Here is a 24,962-nt window from a genome sequence, read left to right as displayed (position 1 = left end):
TCCGGCCCCCTCCGCGACGAGCCGTCGATGAACCAGCATTTCTCCACCCACGCCGCCTCGCCGTCCCTGCGCACCACGCGGCTTCCAAACGGCGTCACGGTGGTGACCGAGCCGATGCCCGGGGTCGCCACCGCGAGCCTCGGCGTCTGGGTCGGCGCCGGCTCGCGCAACGAGCGGGCCGACGAGGCGGGCCTGTCCCACCTCATCGAGCACATGGCGTTCAAGGGCACCCGCACCCGGTCGGCGCAGAAGATCGCGGAAGAGATCGAGAATGTCGGCGGCGAGATCAACGCCGCCACCTCCACGGAGGGCACCAGCTACACCGCCCGGGTGCTCGGCGAGGATGCCGGCCTCGCCCTCGACGTGATCGGCGACATCCTCACCGACTCGGTGTTCGACGCGGGCGAGCTCGCCCGGGAGAAAGGCGTCATCCTGCAGGAATACGCCGCCGTCGAGGACACGCCGGACGACGTGGTCTACGACGCCTTCACGGAGGCGGCCTTCCCGGACCAGCCGGTCGGCCGGCCGATCCTCGGGCGGCCCGAGACGATCCGGAGCTTCGACGAGGCCGGGATCCGCGCCTATCTCGACCGGGAATACACGCCCGACCGCATCGTCGTGGCGGGCGCCGGGGCCGTGACCCACGAGGCGATCGTGGCGGCGGCCGAGCGCCATTTCGGCGCCCTCCCCGCCAAGTCCGCCCCCACGGCGGTGCCGGGCGTTTACGGCGGCGGCGAGCGGCGGATGCCGCGCAAGCTCGAGCAGGCCAACGTGGTGATCGGCCTGCCGGGCCTCTCCTTCCGGGACGACCGCTACTACGCGCTCCACATGTTCGCGCAGGTGCTGGGCGGCGGCCTGACCTCGCGGCTCTGGCAGGAGGTGCGCGAGACCCGCGGCCTCGCCTACGAGATCCAGGCCTTCCACTGGCCCTTCTCCGATTGCGGCCTGTTCGGAATCGGCGCCGGCACCGCCGGAGCGGACCTGCCCGAGCTCGTCGACGTGACCCTGGCGGCCACCGCCCGGGCGGCCCGCGACCTCGACGCCACCGAGATCGCCCGCGCCAAGGCGCAGCTGAAGGTCTCGCTGCTCTCGGCCCTGGAGACGCCGGGCGGGCGCATCGAGCGCAACGCCCGCCAGATCCTGGCCTGGGGCCGGGTGATTCCCGCCGGGGAGGTGATCGACAAGGTCGATGCCGTCACGGTCGAGGACGTCCGCGCCGCGGCGGCCGCGATGCTGCAGGGCACGCCGACGCTGGCGGCGATCGGCCCGATCCGCAAGCTGCCCGCCCTCGACAGGATCGCGGGCGCGCTCCGGGGGGCGTAGGGCAGCTTCGGTCGGTCGCCGCGCCACCGTCTTTGCGAGCGGAGACCCCCCGCAACGGCCGGCCCCCGCCCCGCCCAACTTGATTTGGCCGCAAAGGGGCGCGATCCGCGGGCGGTGGACCGGCCCCGGGGCGACCTTGCCCCAGGTCAGGTCCGCGCCTATCGATCGAGGCCGCCCGGGCGGCCGATGCCGAAGCTCGCACGGCCGGAAGTCAAGACACCCTTGCGCATCCTCGCCCTCCTCCTGACCCTGGTCGGCGGTCTCGTCGGTGCCCTCGCGCTCACGCTCGCCGCGAGCGCGCCCGCCCAGGCCGTGGAGGCGGTCCGCGTCACCCTCGACGCGCCGGTGATCGACCTGACCACCGCGATCGAGCGCTACCGCTCCGACGGCGACCTGATCCAGATCTCCACGGCGCCCGGCAAGGACGGCATCGTCCGGCGCATCGTCGTGAAGGCGCGCGACGCCGGCGCCCGGCCCGACTGGATCGTGTTCGCGCTCACCAACGACACCGACGAGCAGATCGACCGCATCCTGGTCGCCCCGCATTTCCGGCTGGTCGATTCCGGGGTGATCTGGCCCGATCTCGGCGGCTCGCGCATCGCCGCCATCACGGCGAGCCAGGGCATCCGGCCCGAGCGGGACGAGAACCCGGAGGCCGACCAGTTCACCATCACGCTCGATCCCGGCGCCACCGTCACTTACGTGGCCGAGCTGCGCGGCTCCAACGTCCCCCAGCTGCGCCTCTGGGACCAGGACGCCTACCGCCGCAAGACCGCCGGCCTGACCCTCTACAAGGGCATCATCATCGGGATCAGCGGCCTGCTGGCCCTGTTCCTGACCATCGTGTTCGTGGTCAAGGGCGCGATCATCTTCCCGGCCGCCGCCGCGCTCGCGTGGTCGGTGCTGGCCTATGCCTGCATCGATTTCGGCTTCCTGCAGCGGGTGTTCCCGGTCACCGAGCTCGCCGAGCGGGTCTACCGGGCCTCCGCGGAGGCGGTGCTCGGGGCGACGCTGCTGGTCTTCCTGTTCGCCTATCTCAACCTCGCCCGCTGGCACGTGCGCTACAGCCACGTGGCGTTCTTCTGGCTCGCCTTCCTGGCGGGCCTCGTCGGGCTCGCGGTGTTCGACCCGCCGGTGGCGGCGGGTGTGGCGCGGATCTCGATCGCCGCGGTGGCCGGGATCGGCCTGCTGCTGATCGTCTACCTCGCAGCCCATAACGGCTATGACCGGGCGATCCTGCTGGTGCCGACCTGGCTCCTGCTCGTCGTCTGGGTGACGGCGGCGGGCTTCGCGGTCACCGGCCAGATCGGCAGCGACCTCGTGCAGCCGGCCCTGATCGGCGGCCTCGTGCTGATCGTGATGCTGATCGGCTTCACGGTGCTCCAGCACGCCTTCGCGGGCGGCGGCCTCAGCCACACCCTGGTCTCCGACACGGAGCGGCGGGCGCTGGCGCTGACCGGCGCCGGCGACGTGGTGTTCGACTGGGACGTGCCCGCCGACCGGGTCTTCGTCGGCCCTGAGATCGAGGGCCAGCTCGGCCTCGCCCGCGGCACCCTGGAGGGGCCGGCCACCAACTGGCTGGGCGCGCTCCACCCCTTCGACGTGGAGCGCTACTCGGCGGCCCTCGACACGGTGATCGAGGAGCGGCGCGGCCGCATCGTCCACGATTTCCGCCTGCGCTCGGAGGCCGGCACGTTCTTCTGGTACCGGCTGAAGGCGCGGCCGGTGATCGGCGCCGACGGCGAGGTGATCCGGGTGGTCGGCACCATCGCGGACGTCACCGAGATCAAGACCGCCGAGGAGCGCCTGCTCCACGACGCCGTGCACGACAGCCTCACCGGCCTGCCGAACCGCGAATTGTTCGGCGACCGCCTCGACGCGGCTCTGGCCTTCGCCGGCCAGGACCAGCGCCTCAAGCCCACCGTGATCGTCCTCGACGTCGACCGGTTCAAGGGCATCAACGACGCGATCGGCCTGTCGGCGGGCGACTCGATCCTGCTGACCCTGTCGCGCCGCCTCGGCCGCCTGCTGCGCCCGCAGGACACGCTGGCCCGGGTCGCCGGCGACGAGTTCGCGGTGATCCTCCTCTCCGAGCGCGACCCGGACCGGATCCTGGCCTTCGCCGAGATGATCCGCCGGGCGATCGCCACGCCGATCACCTACGCCGACCGCGAGATCTTCCTGACCGTCTCGATCGGCCTCGCCCTCTACGAGGCCGGCGCCAACCTGAAGCGCGACGAGGTGTTCAAGAGCGCCGAGATCGCCATGATCCAGGCCAAGCGCAACGGCGGCGACCGGATCGAGGTGTTCCGCGCCCACATGCGCACCGACCGCTCGGACCGGCTGATGCTGGAGAGCGACCTGCGCAAGGCGATCGAGCGCAACGAGATGCGGGTGCTGTTCCTGCCGGTGGTGCGGCTCGAGGACCGCACCGTGGCGGGGTTCGAGACCGTGCTGCGCTGGGACCACCCGAAGCTCGGGCGCATCCCCGCCTCGACCTTTCTGCCGCTCGCCGAGGAGAGCGGCTTCGTGGTCAATCTCGGCATCTTCGCCCTGGAGCGCACGGCTCTCGAACTCGCGGCGTGGCAGCGCTCCCTGGAGGTCGAGCCGCCGATCTTCGCGGCCTGCAACCTGTCCTCGCGCCAGCTCCTGCGCCACGACCTCCTGCACGACGTGAAGACCGTGCTGGCCCGCTCCGGGGCCCTGCCCGGCTCGCTCAAGCTGGAGTTCAGCGAGAGCCTCGTGATGGAGAACCCGGAATACGCCGCCCAGATGCTGGCGCGGATCCACGACCTCGGCGCCGGCCTGTGCCTATCGGATTTCGGCACCGGCTACTCGGCCCTCTCCTATCTCCAGCGCTTCCCGTTCGACACGATCAAGGTCGACGCGACCTTCGTGCGCCAGATCGGCACCGGGCAGACCGCGATCCTGCGCTCCATCGTGCGCATGGCGAGCGAGCTGAACCTCGCCATCGTGGCGGAGGGCTGCGAGTCCGAGGCCGACGCCCAGGCGCTCGCCGGTCTCGGCTGCGAGTACGCCCTCGGCCCGGCCTTCGGCGAGCCGATGACCATGCTGCAGGCCCGCCAGATCGTCGGGGCCGCCCCGGAAGCGGCCTGAGGGCTGCTCCCGGGACCCGATCCGGCGAAAGTCGCGGATCGGTTTAAGTTCGCCTTAACCATGTCCGATCAAGCTCCTGTTGATAGGCGGGCCCTCCAGCGCCCGCGATGGGGATGGGTCGGATGGCCGAGGCGGCACGGCGTTACCAGCAGGCGGGCGGCTCGGACCTTGTGCGCCGCCTGATGGCCCGGCCGGTCCGGCTGGAGCAGCAGGTCCGGACCCGGATGCCCCTCCGCGACCCGCGCCGCGTCGACGCGTTCGCCGACGCCTATGCCGACGAGGCCGCGGACGACGCGGAGGCGCTGGCCGAGGCCGACACGATCGTCCGCCTCGAGACCGAGTTGCAGGTGATGAAGGCGGTGCTCCGGGCCCAGCGGCAGGAGGTCGAGTCGCTGCGGGCGCAGCGTCAGCTCCTGACCGAATCGGCCCCGACCGACGATGTCCGCGCGACCCGCGAGCGCTGGGCGGCCCTGGTCGACTCGCTCCTGATCCGCGCCCGCTGATCCGTCACCAGGGCATGCGGGGGAGAGCCATGGGGGCGCGCTGCTCGCTCGTCGTCAACGGTCGGTCGGTCCGCGTCTCGACCGGCGACACGCCGCTGGAGGCGGCGCTGGCCGAGGGCATGATCGCGCCGCTGCAGGCGCAGTCCGGCAACCTGCTCGCCGGCCAGGGGATCGCTCAGGGGATCGCTCAGGGGATCGCTCAGGGGATCGCTCAGGGCAGCGCGGCGCCGTCCGGCCGCCGGCACCCGGCCCGGCGGGCCCGGGCCGAGGCCCTGCGCCCGGCCCTGCCCGGCGCCCCGATCCAGGGCCAGGAGGAGGCGCCGCCGCCGCCGGTCGCCGTCCGCAAGGGCACGGTCACGGAGATCCGCCGACTCAGTCCCGGCATCCTCGAGATCGTCGCGACCCTGACCCGGCGCCCGACCGGCGAGCCCGGCCACCAGGCACTGGTGACCTTCGCGGGTCTGCCGACGCGGACGCTGTCCCCGACCCTGCGGCTCGACGGCACGACCGAGATCAACGACGTGGTGTTCCACGTCGCCCGCGACCCCGAGGGCGATCCCCTCGACGGGCTCCGCCTCGACCAGCCGGTGCGTCTCAAGGGCCCCGTCGGCCGGGGGCAGTACCGCCCCGGGGGCGGCCGGCTCGTGCTGGTGGCGGCCGGCGCCGGCTTCGGCGCGATCTGGGCGATCGCCCGGGCGGCCCGCTACGTCGAGCCCGCCCGCGAGATGGCCCTGGCCGTCGGCGCCCGCGACGCCCTGGACCTCTACATGCGCGAGAGCCTGGACTGGCTGCGCCGCACCGGCGTCGGCCGGATCGTGCTCTGCGCCGATCGCGGCCGCCAGCGGCCGCCGGACGTGCGCTCCGGCCCGCTCAGCGCCCACCTGCCGAGCCTGCGCGCCACCGACGTGGTCCACGTGGCGGGCGACCACTCGACGGTCGGCGCCGTGCAGGTGCTCGCTGCCGCAGTGGGCGCCCGCTGCTACCCGATCGTGATCGACTGACCGGCGTCGCCTCGACGCGGCGGCGCCCGGCTGCTACCGGCGCCGGAGCGGCCGCACGGGGCCGATCCTGAGCCCGATCCGAGCCCCGATGATCCGCGTCCTCTGCCTCGGCTACAGCGTCACGGAGCTGCCGGGCTACGTCGAGCGGGCCAACGCCCTGGCCGAGGCCGAGGGGCGCCTGGTCACCTTCCTCCGCAGCGGCTGGGGCGGCCATTCCCTGCCCTCCATTGTCGCCCTGATCGACGAGATCCTCGACGCGCTCCCCTGCGACCGCGTCCTCCTCGAGCTGTTCACCGGCAACGTCCGCTACTTCGACGGCGCGACGATGCGGGCCTATCTCGACGACATCCTCGCGGCGACCGCCCGGCGGGACCTGCCCGTCGCCTTCCTCAACCTCCACCAGGGCGGCGTCGACTACGCGGCCGAGCCCGTCGCCGGCCTGCTGGCGGAGTATCGCGCCCTCTACGGGATCCCCTATCTCGACATCGCCGCCCCGGTGGCGGCCGCGGGCGCGGGCGACATCACCTACCTGCTGAAGGACGCGACCCACGTCACGCCGGCGGGCGCCGACCTCTACGGCACCCTGGTCTACAGCTTCCTGCGCGCGCCGCCGCCGGGGCGGGCCTATATCGACCGGTTCCGGACCCTGCCGGGCCGGTTCGAGGCCCTGCCGCTGCGCGCCCTCCCCGGCCTGACCTGCGGGTTCGCCCTGCGCCGCAACGGCATCCCGCTGGACTTCCTGGAGATCCCGGAGGGCACGCGCGTCGCCGTTCCCCTGGGGCGCCCCCGCGACGTGATCGGGCTCCTCGTGACCTACGGGCCGCGGGCGGGCACGCTGACGGTCGAGGATCCGGCGACCGGGCGCGCGCGGACCCTCGTCGCCTACGACGCGTTCTCCTACTACACGCGCGCGATGTTCCGCAGCGTGACCCTCCCGGCGGCGCGCGCGCTGACGATCGCGCAGTCGGCGGAGCGCCCGGACATCGCCCTGCGCAAGGGCGCGCCGGATCCGGGCCCGCGGGTCGGGCGCGTGTCGCACGTCGTCTGCCGGCGCAGACTGGGCCTCGCCCCGCGCGCCGCGCGCCAGCTTCACCGGCTGCGGCGCGGCCTGCGCCGCGTCGGATTGCGGCTCGGGCTCGTCCGAGGCGCCTGACCCCGGCCCCGGTCAGGCATAGTCATGCAGGCACGAGCGTTTGAATAACGCACCTTTATGGCATTCGATCTATCGATCTCTGTAATTATCAATTCAGTCTCTGTATCGGTTCGTGTACTCGTGCGCGCGAAGAGTGATGTGATCGATCGTGGCTTCCTGTTCGTGGCGTGTGATAAGCTGTGCCGGTGACGCCGGCGGAGATCGAACGGAATGCGGATCCTGCGCGATGCGAACCTGCATGTGAAAATGTCCGCGCCGCTCTTGTTCATGGTGATCGTGTGCGCCGCCTCTGCCGCGTACTCGCTCAGAGAACTCAGAGCGATCGAGGAGAGAAATAGATTTTTGGTGGATTACTATTTCGCGAGGCTCGAGATCTTCTCACGTGTCCGCGAAAAATTCGTCGATGCGGCGCTCATGAACCGCAACCTCATCATCGGCGCGCCGAAAGGCGACATCCCCCTCTTCCGCAAGCGCTACGACGCCTCCGTCAAGGCCGTGGCCGACGGCATCGAGACGCTGGAACAGGGCTCGCGGCGCGCGGAGATCGCGGCGCTGCAGCGCCAGATCGGCACGGTCGCCCGGGACTATTTCGACCTGCTCGACCGCTCCAACTACCTCGCGCTCCGGAATGACCGGCCGGCGGCGATCCAGGTCGGCGTGGTTGCCAGCCGCGAGGTCCGGGCGCAGTTCGACCGGGCGGCCCAGGCGTACGAGGCGGCGGCGGCGGCCCGCCTCGGCGAGGCGAAGATCGCCACGCAGCAGGGGGCCGAGCAGGCCCGGTCGGTCCTGATCGGCGCCACGGTGGCGGGCCTGCTCGTCGCCCTGGGACTCTCCGCGGCCATCGTCGTGGTCGGTGTCACGCGGCCGCTCCACCGCCTCGTCGCCGCGCTGCGGCGCGTGGCGCAGGGCGACGGCGCGGCCACGATCGCGGAGGCGCGGCGCGGCGACGAGATCGGAGCGGTGGGCCGGGCGGTCGAGGCGATCCGGAGCTTGATCATCCGCAACGCCGAGGCGGAAGCCGAGGGCCGGCGGCGCGCGGACGCCGCCGCGGCCGCGGCCCGCAAGGAGGCCACGATGGGCCTCGCCCGGACCTTCGAGGCGGCGGTGGCCAGGATCGTGGACCGGGTCTCGACCGCCGCGGGCGAACTCGAGGGCACCGCCCACCAGATGATTGTGACCGCCCAGGAGACGGCCAGCCAGTCCGGCGCGGTGGCGCTGGCGGCCGAGGCGGCGGCGGTCAACATCGGCGCGGTGGCGGCCGCGACCGAGCGGCTCGGCAGCGCCATCCAGGCGATCGGCCGTCAGGCGGGCGGCTCGTCCGAACTCGCCCAGCAGGCGGTCGGCGAGGCCGACCAGACCGCCGGGCTCGTGGCCGAGCTGCGGCAGGCGGCCTCCGAGATCGGCGAGGTGGTGCGGCTGATCGCGTCCATCGCCGAGCAGACCAACCTGCTGGCCCTCAACGCCACCATCGAGGCGGCGCGGGCCGGCGAGGCCGGCCGCGGCTTCGCGATCGTGGCGGGTGAGGTGAAGGCCCTGGCCGAGAAGACCGCGCGGGCGACCGACGGGATCGCCGCGCAGATCGGCCGGATCCAGGGCGTGACCGGATCCGCGGTCGGCGCCATCGGCGCGATCATCGACCGGATCCGCGAGATCAACGGGGTGGCGATCGCGATCGCCGCGGCCGTGGAGGAGCAGGGCGCCGCGACCCGGGAGATCGTGCGCACCGTCGCTCAGGCGACGCGGGGCGCCGCGGAGGTCACCGGCACCATCGCCGGGGTGGCCGAGGCCTCCGATCGGACGGGGGTCGCGGCCGACCACGTGCTCACGGCCGCCACCGCCCTGTCCCGTCAGTCCGAGGGGCTCTCGGCGGAGGTCGGGCGGTTCCTGGCCGACGTGCGCGCGGCCTGAGGGCGGCGCAGGCCCGCTCCCGCGCGGGAGCGGGCCGGTGGCGACTCAGCCCAGGCGGACCCGCCAGATCTCCTCGGCGTACTCGCGCATGGCGCGATCGGAGGAGAACCACGCCATGCGGGCGGTGTTGCGGATCGCCTTCGCCCACCAGCCGCGGGGATCGCGCCACGCGGCGTCGATCGACCGCTGCACCCGCCAGTAATCGTCGAAATCGGCGGTGAGCAGGTACTGGTCGCGCCGGCGCAGGTCGTCGGTGAGCGGCCGGAACCGGCCCGGCTCCTCCGGCGAGAACCGTCCCGAGGCGATCATGTCGAGGGCGGCGGCCAGCCGCGGCGAGGCCTGGATCGCCCGGGCCGCGTAGTCCGGCTCGGCCTGCCGGGCGCGGACGCCGTCGGCCTCCAGGCCGAAGATGAAGATGTTGTCCGCCCCGACATGGTCGCGGATCTCGATGTTGGCGCCGTCGAGGGTCCCCACCGTGAGCGCGCCGTTGAGGGCGAACTTCATGTTGCCGGTGCCCGAGGCCTCCATGCCGGCGGTGGAGATCTGCTCGGACAGGTCGGCGGCCGGGATGATCGATTCGGCGAGGCTCACCGAGTAGTTCGGCAGGAACACCACCTTCAGCCGGTCCGCGACCTCGGGATCGTCGTTCACCGCCTTGGCGACGTCGCAGGCGAGCTTGATGATCAGCTTGGCCTGGACGTAGCTCGGCGCCGCCTTGCCGGCGAAGATCTTCACCCGGGGCGTCCAGTCCCGGTGCGGCTCGGCCTTGATTGCCTGGTAGAGCGCCACGGTCTCGACCACGTTGAGGAGCTGGCGCTTGTACTCGTGGATGCGCTTGACCTGGATGTCGAACAAAGCGGCCGGATCGACGTCGATGCCGGTGCGCTCGGCGATGATCGCCGCCAGGGCCTCCTTGCGCTCCCGGCGCACGGCCGCGTAGCGCGCCACGAAGGCCGGGTCCTCGGCATGGGCCTCGAGGCCCCGGAGCAGCTCGGGATTGTCCAGCACGCCGGCGCCCACCGTCTCCACGGCGAGCCGGGTGAGGCCGGGATTGGCGTTGTGGAACCAGCGGCGGAAGGTGATGCCGTTGGTCTTGTTGACGATCTTGTCCGGATCCAGCGCGTGCAGGTCGGAGAAGACCGTCGAGCGCATCAGGTCCGTGTGCAGGGCCGAGACGCCGTTGACCCGGCGCGCGCCGTGGAAGGCGAGGTGCCCCATCCGCACCCGCCGCCCGTGCGACTCGTCGATCAGCGAGATCGACGCGAGGTAGGCCGCGGCATCCGCCGATCCCTGGCGGCCGTGCTTGGCCTGCTCCTCCAAGTGCATCCAGTTGATCAGGTAGATGATCTGCATGTGGCGCGGCAGCAGCCGCTCCATCAGCTCCACCGGCCAGGTCTCCAGGGCCTCGGGCAGGAGGGTGTGGTTCGTGTAGTGCAGCGTGTGCGTGGTGACGTGCCACGCATCCTCCCAGGAGAGGCCGTAGACGTCGAGGAGGACGCGCATCAGCTCCGGCACCGCGATGGCCGGGTGCGTGTCGTTGAGCTGGATCGCCGCGTGGTCCGGCAGGGACCGGACGTCGCCGCGCTCGGCCACGTGGCGGGCCACGAGATCCTGGATCGAGGCCGCGGTGAAGAAGTATTCCTGGCGCAGGCGCAGCTCCTGGCCCTCGGCCGAGGAATCGCTCGGGTAGAGCACTCGCGAGATCGCCTCGGCGCGCATCCGCGCCGCGACTGCGCCGACATGGTCGCCGCCGTTGAAGCGGGCGAGGTCGACGGGCTCGCCGGCCTCGGCCTTCCACAGGCGCAGGCCGTTGACGTGGCGGCCGCGCCAGCCGACCACCGGCACGTCGTGGGCCACCGCCCGCACGGTCTCGGCCGGCTGCCAGTGGCGCCGGATCACCCCCTCCTCCGGCGAGGACAGCGTGACGGTGCCGCCGAACCCGATCGCGTAGGTCGCCTCGGGCCGGACGAATTCCCAGGGGTTGCCCTCGGCCAGCCAGGTCTCCGGCGCCTCGCGCTGCCAGCCGTCCTCGAAGGACTGCCGGAACAGGCCGTGGTCGTAGCGGATGCCGTAGCCCATGGCCGGGATGCCGATGCTGGCCATGCTCTCCATGAAGCAGGCGGCGAGCCGCCCGAGGCCGCCATTGCCCAGGGCCGCGTCGGGCTCGGCGTCCTGCACGGCGTCGAGATCGATCCCGAGCTCCCGGAGCGCGCCGCGGGTCGTCTCGGTGAGGCCGAGATTGTTCAGCGCGTCCGACATCAGCCGGCCGATCAGGAATTCCAGCGACAGGTAGTAGACGCGCTTGTTCGGCACGCTCCGCTCGGAGGTCAGCGCGGCGGCCACGATCCGCTCGCGCAGGGCCAGCGCCGTCGCGGCGAACCAGTCGCGCGGGCGGGCGGTCTCGGGCGTGCGGCCGAGCGTGAAGGTGAGCTTGGCGCGGATCGCCTCGCGCAGGTCCACCACCGCGTCGCCGCTCCCGGACAGAGCCGGGGCGGTCCAGGCGGCCGGGGCGGGCGCCTCGGTTGCGCGCTCGTCGCGCGAGACATCTTGTGGCACAGGCCGGGTCAGAACATCGTTCAACACGTGCGGGTCCCCCAAAGTCGTCGCCCCGGATTCTAGCGCCGGGGGTATCGTGGGCGGATTATCTCTTTTGATGGATTGCCGCCGCATGAACGGACGGGCGATCCGTGCCCCGAAGCGTCCGACGATGCGGTCGGCTTCCGGCGAAGTCGTGGCAGCGCCGCTCCGGCGGAGCGCACGGGCACGGCGGAAGAGATATGGCAGGGCGGCGTGACATTCCAGGCACAGCCGCGCGGCGTCGCCCTGCGTGAGGGGCATGCGCACAGGTTTTGGGGGGCGCAGCCATTCCCTGGGCGACGCCGCGTCGGGGCGTTTCGCGCGCGGCGCGCGCTCTGAGCGCATCCATCGCCGGTCGCCAGCGCGCGGGTCAGCGGTTAAGCGTGGGCCGCCGATGCGAGGGGCGCAGCATGACCGACACCGTCTGGTGGAAGCGCGGGACCGTCTACCAAGTCTATCCGCGCTCCTTTCAGGACACGAACGGCGACGGGGTCGGCGACCTGCCGGGCATCACGGCGCGGCTGGACTACCTCGCATGGCTAGGGGTCGACGCCGTGTGGATCTCGCCGGTCTACCCCTCGCCCATGGCCGATTTCGGCTACGACGTGGCCGATTACTGCGGGATCGACCCGCTGTTCGGCACGCTGGCCGATTTCGACGCCCTCGTGGCGGAGGCACATCGGCGTCGGCTGAAGGTGATCCTCGACTTCGTGCCGAACCACTCCTCGATCGCGCATCCCTGGTTCTCCGAGAGCCGGTCGTCGCGCGCGAGCCCGAAGCGGGACTGGTACATCTGGCGCGACCCGGCGCCCGGCGGCGGCCCGCCCAACAACTGGCTGTCGAATTTCGGCGGCCCGGCCTGGACGCTGGATGAGACCACAGGCCAGTACTACTACCACGCCTTCCTGGCGGAGCAGCCGGACCTGAACTGGCGCAACCCCGCGGTGCGGGCGGCCATGCACGACGTGCTCCGCTTCTGGCTGGAGCGCGGAGTCGACGGGTTCCGGGTCGACGTGATCTGGCACCTGATGAAGGATGCGGGATTCCGCGACAACCCGGCCAATCCCGACTACGCGCCGGGCTCGCCCGAGATCAACCGCTTCACCCAGGTCTACTCCGCCGACCGGCCCGAGATCTTCGACGTGATCGCCGGGATGCGGGCGGTGCTGCGCCAGTACGGCGAGCGCGTGCTGATCGGCGAGATCTACCTGCCGGTGGAGCGGCTGGTCGCCTATTACGGCCCGGACCTGACCGGGGCCGACCTGCCGTTCAATTTCCAGCTGATCCAGACCCCGTGGCGGGCCGACGCGGTGGCCGACCTCGTGGCGCAGTACGAGGCGGCCCTGCCCGAGGGCGGCTGGCCGAACTGGGTGCTGGGCAACCACGACCAGCCGCGCATCGCCGCGCGGGTCGGGCCGGCGCAGGCCCGCATCGCCGCGATGCTGCTGCTGACCCTTCGGGGCACGCCGACCCTCTACTACGGCGACGAGATCGGCCTCGGCCACGTGCCGATCCCGCCCGACCGCGCCCGGGATCCCTGGGAGCACAACGAGCCCGGGCACGGCCGCGACCCGGAGCGCACGCCGATGCAGTGGGACGACAGTCCCCAGGCCGGCTTCTCCACGGCCGAACCCTGGCTGCCGCTGGCGGCGGATTGGGCCGCCTGCAACGTCGAGAGCCAGCGCTCGGATCCGGGCTCGATGCTCACCCTGCACCGGCGGCTGCTCGCCCTGCGCCGCGACCACGCGGCGCTCGCCGTGGGCGGCTACCGCGAGGTGCCGCTCGGGATCGCCGAGGTGTTCGCCTACGAGCGCTTCGCCGACGGGGACGTCCTGCGCGTGCTCCTGAATTTCGGCGCGGCGTCGCAGGACCTGCCGCTCCCCGAGGGGGCCTGGACCGTGCTGCTCTCGACCCGTCCGGGGCGCGCGGGCGAGCCGGCCGGCCTCACCCTCGCGCTGGAGCCCGCCGAGGGGGTGATTCTGCGCCGCGCCGGGTGACGCGAGGCCGCCCCGGCTCCGGCACCCCTCAGGCCGGGGACCGAATCAGGGGCTCGGCGGGCACCGCCGATCGGGCGAAGACGGACATGCGGGACCCGTCCGGTTACGCCGGGCGCCGTCGTTCCGGGCCGAAGATCTGTATCCAGAGGCCGAAATCCGCCGTGGCGGCGCGATTTCTCGCTGCGATGCCACATAGGTAAGTGACGCTTAATCACCACGGTGGCCTATTTTGTGCGTCGCAACGGAACCGTCGCGGCGAAGGAGCATTGGCCGTGGTTGAGATCGTGACAGCCGTGCCTGCCCGGTCGACTGCCAGACCGGGGCATTCCGCCCGGCCAGGATCAATGCTGATGCTCGATGCGCGCCGTGGTGGTCCCTTCGCCGAGTGGTCGTCCGGCGAGGGGAACGACGTCGGTCCCGTACCGGTTCCGGCCCGGCCGGCCTCGCTGCGCCGCCGCATCCTCTACGCGACGCCCGAGATGGCGGATTTCGTGAAGACCGGCGGCCTCGGCGAGGTCTCGGCCGCCCTGCCCCGGGCCCTGGTCCCGCACTACGACATCCGCGTCCTGATCCCGGGCTACCGGCAGGTCCGGGCCGCCTTCCCGGAGATCCCGGTCGTCGCCCGCCTCGAGGGCTTCGCGGGCATTCCCGCCTGCGACCTCGGCTTGGTCGAGGCGGCCGACGGCCTGCGGATCTACGTCCTGCTCAGCCCCGACCTCTACGAGCGCGACGGCACGCCCTACGGCGACCAGCACGGCGATTTCGGCGACAACGACCTGCGCTTCGCCCGCCTCAGCCTCGCGGCGGCGGACCTCGCCACCGGCGCCGATCCCGACTGGGCGGCCGACCTCCTGCACCTCAACGACTGGCAGGCGGCCCTGGCGCCGGCCTATCTCGCGTGGCGCGGCCGGCGGGTCCCGAGCGTGCTGACCATCCACAACCTCGCCTACCAGGGCCTGTTCCCCCGGGACGCCCTGCCCCGGCTCGGCGTGCCGGACGCGGCCTTCCAGGTCGACGGCGCCGAGTTCTACGGACAGCTCTCCTTCCTGAAGGCCGGCATCTTCTACGCCTCGCAGGTCACCACGGTGAGCGAGACCTACGCGCGGGAGATCCAGACGCCCGAGCTGGGCTGCGGCCTCGACGGGCTGCTGCGCACCCGCGCCGGCCAGGGCCGGCTCGCCGGCATCCTGAACGGCATCGACGAGAGCTGGGATCCGACCACCGACCCGCACCTCGCCACGCGCTTCGAGATCGACGACTGGAAGGGCAAGCGCGCCAACACCGAGGCGGTGCGCCAGCAATTCGGCCTCGCGGTCTCCCGCGGGCCTCTCTTCGCCATCGTGTCGCGCCTCGTGCACCAGAAGGGCATCGACCTGAGCCTGCAGGCGGCCGAGACCATCGTAGCCGGGGGCGGCCAGCTCGTGGTGATCGGCCGGGGCGAGGGCCGGTTCGAGCAGGCGCTGCAGGGGTTGGCCAAGCGCCATCCCGACGCGGTCGGCGTGCATGTCGGCTTCGAGGAGGCGCAGGCCCGGCGGATGTTCGCCGGCAGCGACTTCCTGCTGATGCCCTCGCGCTTCGAGCCCTGCGGCCTCGCCCAGATGTACGCGCAGCGCTTCGGCTCCCTGCCGATCGTGCGCCGGACCGGCGGCCTCGCCGACACGGTCGAGGACGGCGTGACGGGCTTCACCTTCGGGGAGGCCTCGGCCGCCTCCTTCGGGGCGGCGGTGCGGCGGGCGCTGGAGGCCTTCGGCCAGAAGAAGCGCCTCAACGCCATGCGGCGGCGGGCCATGGCGGCCCATTTCGGCTGGGACCGGGCCGCCGAGGACTATGCCGGGCTCTACGGCCGGGCCATCGGCAACAGCGTCGGGCTGCGCTGGCGGGCGGCGTAGGGATTTCTCGCGGGCCCCCCTGCGGGGCGGGGAGGTCCGGTCGGGTCAGATCATCTCTGCCAACGGCGCGGGCGCTTCCCCTCGCGCCGCTTCACCGCGCCCGTCGTCCCGGGGCGTCGCAGCCGGACCCGGACGGATATGCCGGAGGGGGCGACCCGGACCGCCGTCGGTGCGGACCTTGACCGCCGGCGGGCCTGGATCCCGGGCTCCGCTGCGCGGCCCCGGGACGACGCGGTGACGCCTGGGCGAAGGCGAAAGTCTCCTCACCCCTCCAGCAGGAAGATCATCGTGGCGAGCGGCGGCAGGGTCAGCGACAGGCTCTGACCCTGGCCGTGGCTCGCCTGATCGTCGGTGTGGCGGCCGCCCTGGTTGCCCAGGTTGGACCCACCGTAGACCCCGGCATCCGAGTTGAACGCCTCGCGATAGAAACCCGCCTGCGGCACGCCGATCCGGTAGCCCTCGCGCGGCACCGGTGTGAAGTTCGACACCACGATCGCCACCTCGCCGGGCTTGGCACCCTTGCGGGCCCAGGCGATGACGCTGTTGTCCTGGTCGTCCGCCACCAGCCACTGGAAGCCGGTATGCTCCACGTCGCGGCCGTAGAGGGCCGGGGTCGAGACGTAGAGCCGGTTGAGATCGCGGATCACGCTCTGGACGCCCTTGTGCAGGGGATCGTCCAGGAGGTGCCAGTCCAGGCTGTTGTCGTGGTTCCACTCCCGCTCCTGGCCGAACTCGCCGCCCATGAACAGCAGCTTCTTGCCGGGATGCCCCCACATGAAACCGTAATAGGCCCGGAGATTCGCGAATTTCTGCCAGCGGTCGCCCGGCATCTTGCCGAGCAGCGAGCCCTTCCCGTGCACGACCTCGTCGTGGGAGAGCGGCAGGATGAAATTCTCCGAGAAGGCGTAGAGCAACCCGAAGGTCAGGTTGTGGTGGTGGTAGCGGCGGTGGATCGGATCCTCCTGCATGAAATGCAGGGTGTCGTGCATCCAGCCCATGTTCCACTTGAAGCCGAAGCCGAGGCCGCCCGTGTAGGTCGGGTGCGAGACGCCCGGCCAGGAGGTCGATTCCTCCGCCACCGTGATCGTCCCCGGGGCGTGGCTGTAGGTCGCCTCGTTGGTCTTGCGCAGGAAGTCGATGGCGTCGAGGTTCTCGTTGCCGCCGTAGCGGTTCGGGATCCACTCGCCCTGGCGGCGCGAGTAGTCGAGGTAGAGCATCGACGCCACGGCGTCCACGCGCAGGCCGTCGAGGTGGTAGTGCTCCAGCCAGAACCGGGCGTTGGCGGCGAGGAACGTCGCGACCTCGGTCCGCCCGAAATTGTAGATGTAGGTGCCCCAGTCCTGGTGGAAGCCCTGGCGCGGGTCGGCGTGCTCGTAGAGGTGGGTGCCGTCGAACAGGCCGAGCCCGTGGGCGTCGAGCGGGAAGTGGCCCGGCACCCAGTCGAGCAGCACGCCGATGCCGGCCTCGTGGGCGGCGTCCACGAAGGCCGCGAAGTCCTCAGGGCTTCCGAAGCGGCTCGTCGGCGCGAAGAGCGAGACCGGCTGGTAGCCCCAGGAGCCGTCGAACGGGAACTCGGTGATCGGCAGCATCTCGATATGGGTGAAGCCCAGATCCTTGACGTAGGGGATCAGCCGGTCGCCGAGTTCCTTGTAGGTGAGGTAGCGGTTGCCCTCCTCGGGCACCCGCGCCCAGGAGCCGAGATGGACCTCGTAGATCGAGATCGCCGCGTGGCGCGGGTCCTTGGCGCCGCGGGTGCTCATCCAGCCGGAATCGCGCCAGTCGAAGTCGCCCGTCCCGTGGGTGACCGAGGCGGTCTCCGGCGGGTGCTGGGCCGCGAAGGCGACCGGGTCGGCCTTGAGCGGGACCAGGGATCCGTCGGGGCCGCGGATCTCGAACTTGTAGCGCACGCCGGCCTTGAGGCCCGGCACGAACAGCTCCCAGATGCCGCCGTCCTGCCAGAGGCGCATCGGGTGGCGCCGCCCGTCCCAGTCGTTGAAGTCGCCGACGACGCTGACCTTGCGGGCGTTGGGCGCCCAGACGGCGAAGCGGAAGCCGTCGATGCCGTCGAGCTGCCCCGACTGGGCGCCGAGCATCCGGTAGACGAGGTTGGTGCCGACCTCGCGGAGCGCCGCCACGTCGTACTGCTCGATCGAGGAGCCGAAGCCGTAGGGGTCGTAGCGGCGGCGCTTCGTCCCGTCCCAGGACTCGACCTCGATCTCGTAGAGGGGCCGGTGCTCGCCCTCGGCCTTCGCGACCCAGAACCCGTCCGGGTGGCGCTTCTCGAAGGGCGCGGTGCGGCCGTCCATCACCAGGGTGGCGGCCCGCGCCTCGGGCAGCACGGCGCGCACCTCCCAGGCCTTCGGCCCGACCCGGTGGGGGCCGAGCACCGCGAAGGGGTCGCCGTGGTTGGCGGCCATCAGCGCGGCGACCGCGTCCGGGTGGACGCTCGGCGGCTGCGCGGCGCCGGCGCCCGGGACATCCGCGGACCGCGCCGTCGCCCCCTCCGGGTCGACCCGCGTTGCGAAGGTCTCGTCGATCGCCGTCATACAGTTGCTCCGGGCTCGTGTCCGTCCGTGTCCAGAATGGTGAGAACCCCACGGGCGGGGATTTCGATCCAGTCCGGCCGGTTGTTGGCCTCGTAGTCGACCTCGTAGAGCGCCTTGGTCAGCAGGCAGAGGCGCAGCAGCCGGGTCCGGCTCTCCGAATCGGTCACCGCCGCCCGGGAGCCCTCGACCGCGGTCTCGTAGCCGGCGAGGAATGCCGCCTCGATCATGCCGCGCCACGCGGTCGCCGCGTCCCGCGCCCGCTCCTCCGAATCGGCGAACCGTGCGGTGATTTCCCGGATCACCGTCTCGGCGCCGTACGCGAAGGAGCGCATCAGCCCGGCGACGTCCCGCAGGGGCATCGACTTGGCCCGGCGCTCGTCGGCCGGGCGCGAGGGCTCGCCCTCGAAGTCGACGATGATCAGGTCGTTCTCGGCGACCAGCACCTGGCCCAGATGGTAGTCGCCGTGGATGCGGGTCTTGTGGGCGCCCCGGACCGGCGCTTCGGTGAGCGCGGCGATCAGCGCCTCGACCTCGCCCCGGCGCTGGCCGAGCTCCGCGCAGGCCGGCTTGCCGGCGTCGAGGCCGCGGTCGGCGAGGCCCTTGAGCGCCCGGAAGGCGCGCTCGGCCTGGTGGCGGGCGTCACGCGCCAGCACGGCGAGGTCGTCCCCGGTGAACGGCTCGGCCGCGAAGGCCGGGTCGTCGGTCTCGATGGCGAGCGCCGCGTGCAGCTCGGCGGTGCGCCGGCCGAGCAGGTCGGCCCAGGGCCGGTGGGCCTGGAACGCCTCCTCGGGGGTCGCGGCCTCGCTCTCGGGCGTGAGCACCACGGTCTCGAAGTCCCGGCGCAGGCCCTCCAGCATCAGGGTCCAGGCGTCGCCCTGGTTCATCACGAACTTCTGCAGGACCGCCAGGGCGGTCCGGGTGCCGTCCTCGGCGACGTGCTCCAGGGTGCCGAGCAGGGCGGGGGTGTTCGAGAACCCCGCCTTCTCGGTGAGGAAGCGCCCGACCTCGATCTCGGGATGCAGGCCCGGCTGCAGGCGGCGCAGCAGCTTGAGCATCATCTTCGAGCCGATGGCGATCGAGGTGTTGCTCTGCTCGCCCGAGAGCCGGCGGATGTCGGCCACGTCGACCGTGACGTCCGGGTCGAAGGCCGAGGTGACGGCGAAGACGAGCCGCCCGGTCTCCGTGGGGATCTCGCGGGCCTGCCGCATGTCGTCGATCAGGCAGGCGGCGAAGTCGTTGGAGCCGGCCGCCCCGTAGAGCAGGCCGGTGCGCGGCCCCCGGCGCACCCGCGCCACCGCGAAGGGCATGAGGGTCTCGTCCTCGCGGCCCTCCTCGACGCCCACGGGCACGAAGTATTCCTGGGTCTCGCCGCTGGCGAGCTGCACCTGCAGCCGCGGCAGCAGGAAGCGCGCGCTGCCGTCGACGTCCTTCAGGGCGGCGCAGTCGACGACCTTCGTGGCCTTGATCCGCGAGCCCTTGGCGCCGAACCAGCGCCGGCTCGTCAGGAACGGCGGCACCACGGTGCGCTCGAAGGCGACGCGCTCGCGCCCGCTCATCAGGGTCTCGATCCCGCCGGTGAGCACGAGGGTGAACAGCTCGGGCGGCTCCTGCTGCGGGCCGATCACCCCCGACCGGGCGGCGCTCAAGGAGAACCAGTAGAAGCCGTAGGACGGCAGGGTCAGCAGGTAGGGCAGGTCGCCGATCGGCGGGAACTCGGTGCCGCCGGTCAGCTCGATCGGCACCGCGGTGCGCAGCTCCGACAGGTCGAGCTGCACCGCCTGCGGCGCGCGCGACAGGTTCGCCACGCACAGGATCCGCTCGTCCTCGTGCTCGCGGATCCAGGCGAGCACCTTCCGGTTCGACGGGTACAGGAACTGGATGGTGCCGCGCCCCAGCGCGACGCTGTTGTTGCGGATCGCGATCATGCGCCGCGTCCAGTTCAGCAGGCTCGTCTGGGCCTGGGTCTGCGCCTCGACGTTGATCGCGTCGAACCCGTAGATCGGGTCCTGGATCGCCGGCAGGAACAGCTTCTGCGGGTTCGCCCGCGAGAAGCCGCCGTTGCGGTCGGGCGACCACTGCATCGGCGTGCGCACGCCGTCGCGGTCGCCGAGGTAGATGTTGTCGCCCATGCCGACCTCGTCGCCGTAGTAGAGCACCGGCGTGCCGGGCATCGACAGGACGAGGGACTTCATCAGCTCGATCTTGCGCCGGTCGTTCTCGAGGAGCGGCGCGAGGCGTCGGCGGATGCCGAGGTTGATCCGGGCGCGCCGCTCGGCGGCGTAGAACGACCAGAGGTAGTCACGCTCCTCGGCCGTGACCATCTCGAGCGTCAGCTCGTCGTGGTTGCGCAGGAAGATCGCCCACTGGCAGCCCTCCGGGATCTCCGGGGTCTGGCGCATGATGTCGGTGATCGGGTGCCGGTCCTCCCGGGCGATCGCCATGTACATCCGCGGCATCAGCGGGAAGTGGAAGGCCATGTGGCACTCGTCGCCGTCGCCGAAATACTGCGCGGTCTCCTCGGGCCACTGGTTGGCCTCGGCGAGCAGCATCCGGTCGGGGTAGCTCGCGTCCAGCGCGGCGCGGATCGCCTTGATGACGTCGTGGGTCTCGGCGAGGTTCTCGCAGTTCGTGCCGTCGCGCTCGATCAGGTAGGGGATCGCGTCGAGCCGCAGGCCGTCGACGCCCATGTCGAGCCAGTAGCGCATCACGTCGATGACCGCTTCCAGCACCTTCGGGTTGTCGAAGTTGAGATCCGGCTGGTGACTGTAGAACCGGTGCCAGAAATACTGCTTGGCGACCGGGTCCCAGGTCCAGTTCGACGCCTCGGTGTCGAGGAAGATGATCCGCGTGTCCTTGTACGGCTCGTCGGTGTCCGACCAGACGTAGAAGTCGCGCTCGGGCGAGCCGGGAGGGGCCTCGCGGGCGGCTTGGAACCAGGGGTGCTGGTCCGAGGTGTGGTTGATGACGAGCTCGGTGATGACCCGCAGACCGCGCTCGTGCGCCGCCTCCACGAAGGCCTTGAAGTCCTCCATGGTCCCGTAGGACGGGTTGATGTCCCGGTAATCGGCGATGTCGTAGCCGTCGTCGCGCAGCGGCGAGGGATAGAACGGCATCAGCCAGATCGCCGTCACGCCGAGATCGCGCACGTAGTCGAGGCGCTGGGTCAGGCCCTCGAAATCCCCGATCCCGTCGTTGTTCGAGTCGAAGAACGACTTGACGTGGATCTGGTAGATGATGGCGTCACGGTACCATTGCGGGTCGCTGCGATCGATCATCGCGTCGCTGCCTCATCGGTCGAGTCTGACGGGACCGGCGGGGGACCCGGCCGGGGCGCGGGCGGCGGGCCGCCGCGCGGGTGCGAGGGTCGGCGACGGGAATTCCCGCCGCCGCATTCAAGGGCCATGGCCGAGTGCCACGCGCGGCCTCAGCCCGCAACCCGCCGCGGCGCCCGGAGGCGCCAGATCACGCAGGATCGCTCGGCCGGATCGAGGGCGATGCGGTGGGTCTTGCCGCGCAACTCGAACGTGTAGCCCTGGAGCAGGTCCTCGACCTCGACGGCGCCGTCGTCGGGCAGGCCGAACAGCCAGAGCGGCACCTCGTAGGTGCATTCCTGGCGGTTCTTCGGGTCGAGGTTGACCATGGTGAAGACGCAGTTGTCGCGCTCCGGCGTCGCCTTGGCGTAGGCGATGATGTTGTCGTTCCAGGCGCCCGTGAAGGTCACGTTGCGGAAATCCCAGAGAGCGGGATTCTCGCGCCGGATCCTGTTGAGCTTGACGATGTGCTCGCGGATGTTGCCCGGCCGGTCGTAGTCCCAGGCCTTGAGCTCGTATTTCTCGGAGTTGAGATACTCCTCCTTGCCCGGGTACGGCGCGGCCTCGCACAGCTCGAAGCCGTTGTAGATGCCGTAGACCGACGACAGGGTCGCGACGAGCGTGCCGCGGATGACGAACCCCGCCCGCCCGCTGGTCTGGAGGAAGTAGGGATTGATGTCGGGCGTGTTGGCGAAGAAGTTCGGGCGGTAGTACTCGCCCATCTCGCCAGCCAGCTCCAGGGCGTAGTCGGTGAGCTCCTGCTTGGTGTTGCGCCACGTGAAGTAGGTGTAGCTCTGCTGGTAGCCGGCCTTGGCGAGCTTCTTCATCATCTTCGGCCGGGTGAAGGCCTCGGCGAGGAAGATCGCGTCCGGGTAGCGGCCGTTGACCTCGCCGATCACCCATTCCCAGAACGGGATCGGCTTGGTGTGCGGGTTGTCGACCCGGAAGATGCGCACGCCGCGCGCGCACCAGCCGAGCAGGATGTCGCGCAGCTCGATCCAGAGCGAGGGCAGGGCGCCGCCGTAGAAGTGGACGTTCGAGATGTCCTCGTACTTCTTCGGCGGATTCTCGGCGAATTTCAGCGTGCCGTCGGGGCGCCACTCGAACCATTCCGGGTGGTTCTTGATCCAGGGATGGTCGGGCGAGCACTGGATCGCGAAGTCGAGGGCGATCTCCATCCCGTAGGCGTGGCTCGCCGCGACCAGCCGCTCGAAATCCGCGAGCGTGCCGAGGTCGGGATGCACGGCCTCGTGGCCGCCCTCCTCCGCGCCGACCGCGTAGACCGAGCCGACATCGCCGGGCTCGGCCTTGAGGGTGTTGTTCTTCCCCTTGCGGTTGGTCCGACCCACGGGGTGGATCGGCGTGAAGTAGAGAACGTCGAAGCCGAGCTCGCGGATCTCGGGCAGGCGCCGGATGACGTCGTCGAAGGTGCCGTGGCGGTTGACGTCCATCGACTGCGAGCGCGGGAAGATCTCGTACCAGGCGGAGAACCGGGCCGCGAGGCGGTCGGCGATCACCGGCAGGGTCACGGGATAGCGGGTCAGGTTCACCCGCTCGGCGTTCCGGCGCACGAGGCTCGCCGCGTCGGGCGCGAGGATCCGGTCGAGCTGGGCCGCCGAGCCGGTCTCCTCGGCGGCGAGCGCGGCCACCAGGGCGGCGAGGCGCTCGGCGTCGCGCCCGCCCCGGGTGCGGGCCAGCGAGGCGGCGGTCCCGACCAGCGCCACGCCCTCGATCGTCTCCAGGCGCACGTCGACGCCGGCGGCGCGCTTCTTCAGGGTGTCGCGCACCCAGGACGAGAAGGCGTCGCGCCACGCGATCAAGGTGAACTCGTAGCGGGCGTTCCGCTCCAGGGGGAAGTGCCCGGCCCAGCGGTCGTTGTCGACGAAGACCATCGGGTCCTCGCGCCAGGTCTCGCCTCCAGACGCCTCGGTGCCGGCGACCCGCGACAGGATCGCGGCGTCGATGATCTCGTGGCCGTCGGAGAAGATGTCGGCCTCGACCCGCAGGGACTCGCCGACGATCCGCTTCACCGCCGAGCGGCCGCCGTCGAGTTCGGGGCTGACCGCCTCGATCACCACCCGCCCCTCGCCGTCCGGGGTGCCGCGCCCGGGGAGCCGGGCGACCTCCTGGGTGCTTGCCGCGAGGATGCGCAGCTCGCCCGGCATCAGGTCGATGGCGCTGCCGGGATGGAACGCGATCGGCTCGGCCTCCGGGGTCCGGTCGACGAAGGCGCCGAGCATGCCGCCGGTGCGGGCGATGAGCGACCCGGCCTCGACCGGCACCGGCTTGTCGGTCGGGTTGAAGAGCACGATCAACCCGTGCCGCGCCGAGGCCGGGTGGCCGGTGTCGAAGCGGGCGAGCGCCACCAGATCGCTGTCGGGGGCCGAGATCCGGATCTGCGCGCCCTCGACATTGGCGGCCGGCAGCTCCGCCCGCAGGGCGTTGATCGCCCGAATGGAGCCGGAGATGTCGATGCCGGTCTCGTTCTCGCGGTCGCGCGGGGTAGTCTCGACCACGTGCAGCGCCCGCCGGTAGCCCCACTCGTAGCCGATCGGCATGAGCACGCCGGCCGAGAAGAAGGCCGCGAGCGCGTAGCGGGTGCGCAGATGCGCCGCCACCGCCTCCGGGCCGCCGCCGATCTCGGCGGCGAGCCGCTTCATGTCGTGGTTCTCGGGGAAGGCGATCGAGGGGGCCAGCACCCGCAGGCGCTCGTACTGCTCGAGCGCCCAGGGCTTCCTCAAGTCCCACCACGCGAAGGAGTTGAACAGGTAGTCGAAGCCGGCGCCGGCCGTGGCCCGGGCCTCCTCGAAGGTGCAGCCCAGGGTCTCGGCGGCGAACAGGCAGGCGGGGTCTTGGCTCTTGGCCTGCCCGATCAGCACCCGCCAGGTCTCCGGCGGCACCTTGTAGGCGGCGTCGCACCGGAAGCCCTTCACGCCGAGGCCCTGGAGATGCGCCACGTAGGCGCCCCAGATCCGGGTGAGTTCGTCCCGGGCGGAGGGGGTGTGGTAGTCGAGCTCGGCCAAGTCGCCCCAGACGGTGCGGATCGACGGGTCGTCCGGGTCGACGGCGGCCGGGTGCATGATCGAGCCGTCGGGCTCCTTCATGAACAGGTCGGGCCGCTCGGTGGCGAGCCGGGCGTTGTCGGCGGTGTGGTTGATCACGAGGTCGGTCATCACCGACAGGCCCAGAGCCGCGGCGGCGGTGCAGAAGCGGCGGATCTGCTCGTCGTCGGGCGTGCCGTCGGGGTCGCGGAACCGCTCGTCCAGGCGCTCGGGATCGGCGACCGCGTAGAGGCTCCGCGAGCCGCCGGTCTGGTGGAACGGGTTGAGGTAGACCCAGTCGAAGCCGAGGGCGGCGATCCGCGGCAGCTCGGCCGTCCAGTCCGAGACGCGCCCGACCAGGAGCGGGAACAGGTTGTAGATCCGCGGCCCCTCGGCCCGGGGGGCCAGCGCGGCCGGCAGGACGGCCGCGGCCCCGGACGTCGCAGCGGCTTTGGTCGGTGCGTTCATGCTGCCTCTCGGCTCCCGTTCCCAGTGTCGTAACGCCCGAACCGCCGGGCTGTGCCGCGCGATCCGGTCCGACGTGTCTCAGCAGAGTCGCGTGACAGGGCTGCGGAGGGGCCACCGGAAGACGCGCC

12 protein-coding genes are annotated in these 24,962 nt (G+C 71.5%); 8 read left to right on the top strand and 4 right to left on the bottom strand.

Translation table 11 applies throughout. The features are described 5' to 3' along the window. The first annotated feature begins 27 nt into the window (after nt 1-27). The 6 genes from ACLBYB_RS18320 to ACLBYB_RS18295 all read left to right on the top strand — a co-directional run bounded on the left by ACLBYB_RS18320 (nt 28) and on the right by ACLBYB_RS18295 (nt 9,005). The gene (locus ACLBYB_RS18320) at nt 28-1,323 is read left to right on the top strand and encodes a M16 family metallopeptidase (RefSeq protein ID WP_447699611.1); all 1,296 of its coding nucleotides are present in this window, start codon (nt 28-30) and stop codon (nt 1,321-1,323) included. Between the two features lie 186 nt (nt 1,324-1,509). Continuing rightward, complete coding sequence (locus tag ACLBYB_RS18315; RefSeq protein ID WP_447699610.1) at nt 1,510-4,440, top strand: EAL domain-containing protein; 2,931 nt, start codon at nt 1,510-1,512, stop codon at nt 4,438-4,440. Nucleotides 4,441-4,562: 122 nt separating this feature from the next. Next, entirely contained in the window at nt 4,563-4,943 is a 381-nt protein-coding gene (locus tag ACLBYB_RS18310; protein ID WP_447699609.1) for a hypothetical protein, read from the top strand. A gap of 29 nt (nt 4,944-4,972) precedes the next feature. Then, nucleotides 4,973-5,944, top strand: coding sequence for a ferredoxin--NAD(+) reductase (locus tag ACLBYB_RS18305; protein ID WP_447699608.1), 972 nt, complete (start codon nt 4,973-4,975; stop codon nt 5,942-5,944). 88 nt (nt 5,945-6,032) lie between these two features. Continuing rightward, nucleotides 6,033-7,097, top strand: a complete 1,065-nt coding sequence (locus ACLBYB_RS18300) for an SGNH/GDSL hydrolase family protein (protein ID WP_447699607.1) — start codon at nt 6,033-6,035, stop codon at nt 7,095-7,097. Nucleotides 7,098-7,442: 345 nt separating this feature from the next. Further along, nucleotides 7,443-9,005, top strand: a complete 1,563-nt coding sequence (locus tag ACLBYB_RS18295) for a methyl-accepting chemotaxis protein (protein WP_447699606.1) — start codon at nt 7,443-7,445, stop codon at nt 9,003-9,005. A gap of 45 nt (nt 9,006-9,050) precedes the next feature. Here the strand turns inward: ACLBYB_RS18295 and ACLBYB_RS18290 are convergent, their stop codons facing one another. Continuing rightward, entirely contained in the window at nt 9,051-11,588 is a 2,538-nt protein-coding gene (locus ACLBYB_RS18290) for a glycogen/starch/alpha-glucan phosphorylase (protein ID WP_447699605.1), read from the bottom strand. Nucleotides 11,589-11,992: 404 nt separating this feature from the next. Here ACLBYB_RS18290 and ACLBYB_RS18285 point away from each other — a divergent pair, with 404 nt between their 5' ends. Further along, the gene (locus ACLBYB_RS18285) at nt 11,993-13,579 is read left to right on the top strand and encodes an alpha-amylase family glycosyl hydrolase (protein WP_020093339.1); all 1,587 of its coding nucleotides are present in this window, start codon (nt 11,993-11,995) and stop codon (nt 13,577-13,579) included. Between the two features lie 350 nt (nt 13,580-13,929). Further along, nucleotides 13,930-15,468, top strand: coding sequence for a glycogen synthase GlgA (glgA, locus tag ACLBYB_RS18280; RefSeq protein ID WP_447699604.1), 1,539 nt, complete (start codon nt 13,930-13,932; stop codon nt 15,466-15,468). Nucleotides 15,469-15,731: 263 nt separating this feature from the next. Here glgA and glgB read toward each other — a convergent pair whose 3' ends face one another. From glgB to ACLBYB_RS18265, 3 genes are all read right to left on the bottom strand, one after another. Continuing rightward, nucleotides 15,732-18,014: a 1,4-alpha-glucan branching protein GlgB gene (gene glgB, locus ACLBYB_RS18275; protein ID WP_447699603.1), complete on the bottom strand. Its 2,283-nt coding sequence runs from the start codon at nt 18,012-18,014 to the stop codon at nt 15,732-15,734. Then, nucleotides 18,011-21,289 carry a maltose alpha-D-glucosyltransferase gene (gene treS / locus ACLBYB_RS18270; protein WP_020093336.1) on the bottom strand — a complete coding sequence of 1,093 codons (3,279 nt, stop codon included), beginning with the start codon at nt 21,287-21,289 and terminating at the stop codon, nt 18,011-18,013. The genes glgB and treS overlap by 4 nt, the downstream gene beginning before the upstream one ends. A gap of 149 nt (nt 21,290-21,438) precedes the next feature. Further along, nucleotides 21,439-24,834, bottom strand: coding sequence for a maltotransferase domain-containing protein (locus ACLBYB_RS18265; RefSeq protein ID WP_447699602.1), 3,396 nt, complete (start codon nt 24,832-24,834; stop codon nt 21,439-21,441). Between the last annotated feature and the right edge of the window lie 128 nt (nt 24,835-24,962).

This window comes from Methylobacterium sp. D54C, assembly GCF_053345595.1.
Note: the sequence above shows the minus strand (reverse complement) of the source record. Positions and strands in the feature narration are given on the sequence as shown.

Excerpts from the sequence above, each read along its gene's own strand:
- ACLBYB_RS18285 (WP_020093339.1), top strand. The coding sequence starts at position 11,993 with ATGACCGACACCGTCTGGTGGAAGCGCGGGACCGTCTACCAAGTCTAT.
- ACLBYB_RS18310 (WP_447699609.1), top strand. The coding sequence starts at position 4,563 with ATGGCCGAGGCGGCACGGCGTTACCAGCAGGCGGGCGGCTCGGACCTT.
- ACLBYB_RS18265 (WP_447699602.1), bottom strand. The coding sequence starts at position 24,834 with ATGAACGCACCGACCAAAGCCGCTGCGACGTCCGGGGCCGCGGCCGTC.
- ACLBYB_RS18315 (WP_447699610.1), top strand. The coding sequence starts at position 1,510 with ATGCCGAAGCTCGCACGGCCGGAAGTCAAGACACCCTTGCGCATCCTC.
- ACLBYB_RS18305 (WP_447699608.1), top strand. The coding sequence starts at position 4,973 with ATGGGGGCGCGCTGCTCGCTCGTCGTCAACGGTCGGTCGGTCCGCGTC.
- glgB (WP_447699603.1), bottom strand. The coding sequence starts at position 18,014 with ATGACGGCGATCGACGAGACCTTCGCAACGCGGGTCGACCCGGAGGGG.
- ACLBYB_RS18320 (WP_447699611.1), top strand. The coding sequence starts at position 28 with ATGAACCAGCATTTCTCCACCCACGCCGCCTCGCCGTCCCTGCGCACC.
- ACLBYB_RS18300 (WP_447699607.1), top strand. The coding sequence starts at position 6,033 with ATGATCCGCGTCCTCTGCCTCGGCTACAGCGTCACGGAGCTGCCGGGC.
- glgA (WP_447699604.1), top strand. The coding sequence starts at position 13,930 with ATGCTCGATGCGCGCCGTGGTGGTCCCTTCGCCGAGTGGTCGTCCGGC.
- treS (WP_020093336.1), bottom strand. The coding sequence starts at position 21,289 with ATGATCGATCGCAGCGACCCGCAATGGTACCGTGACGCCATCATCTAC.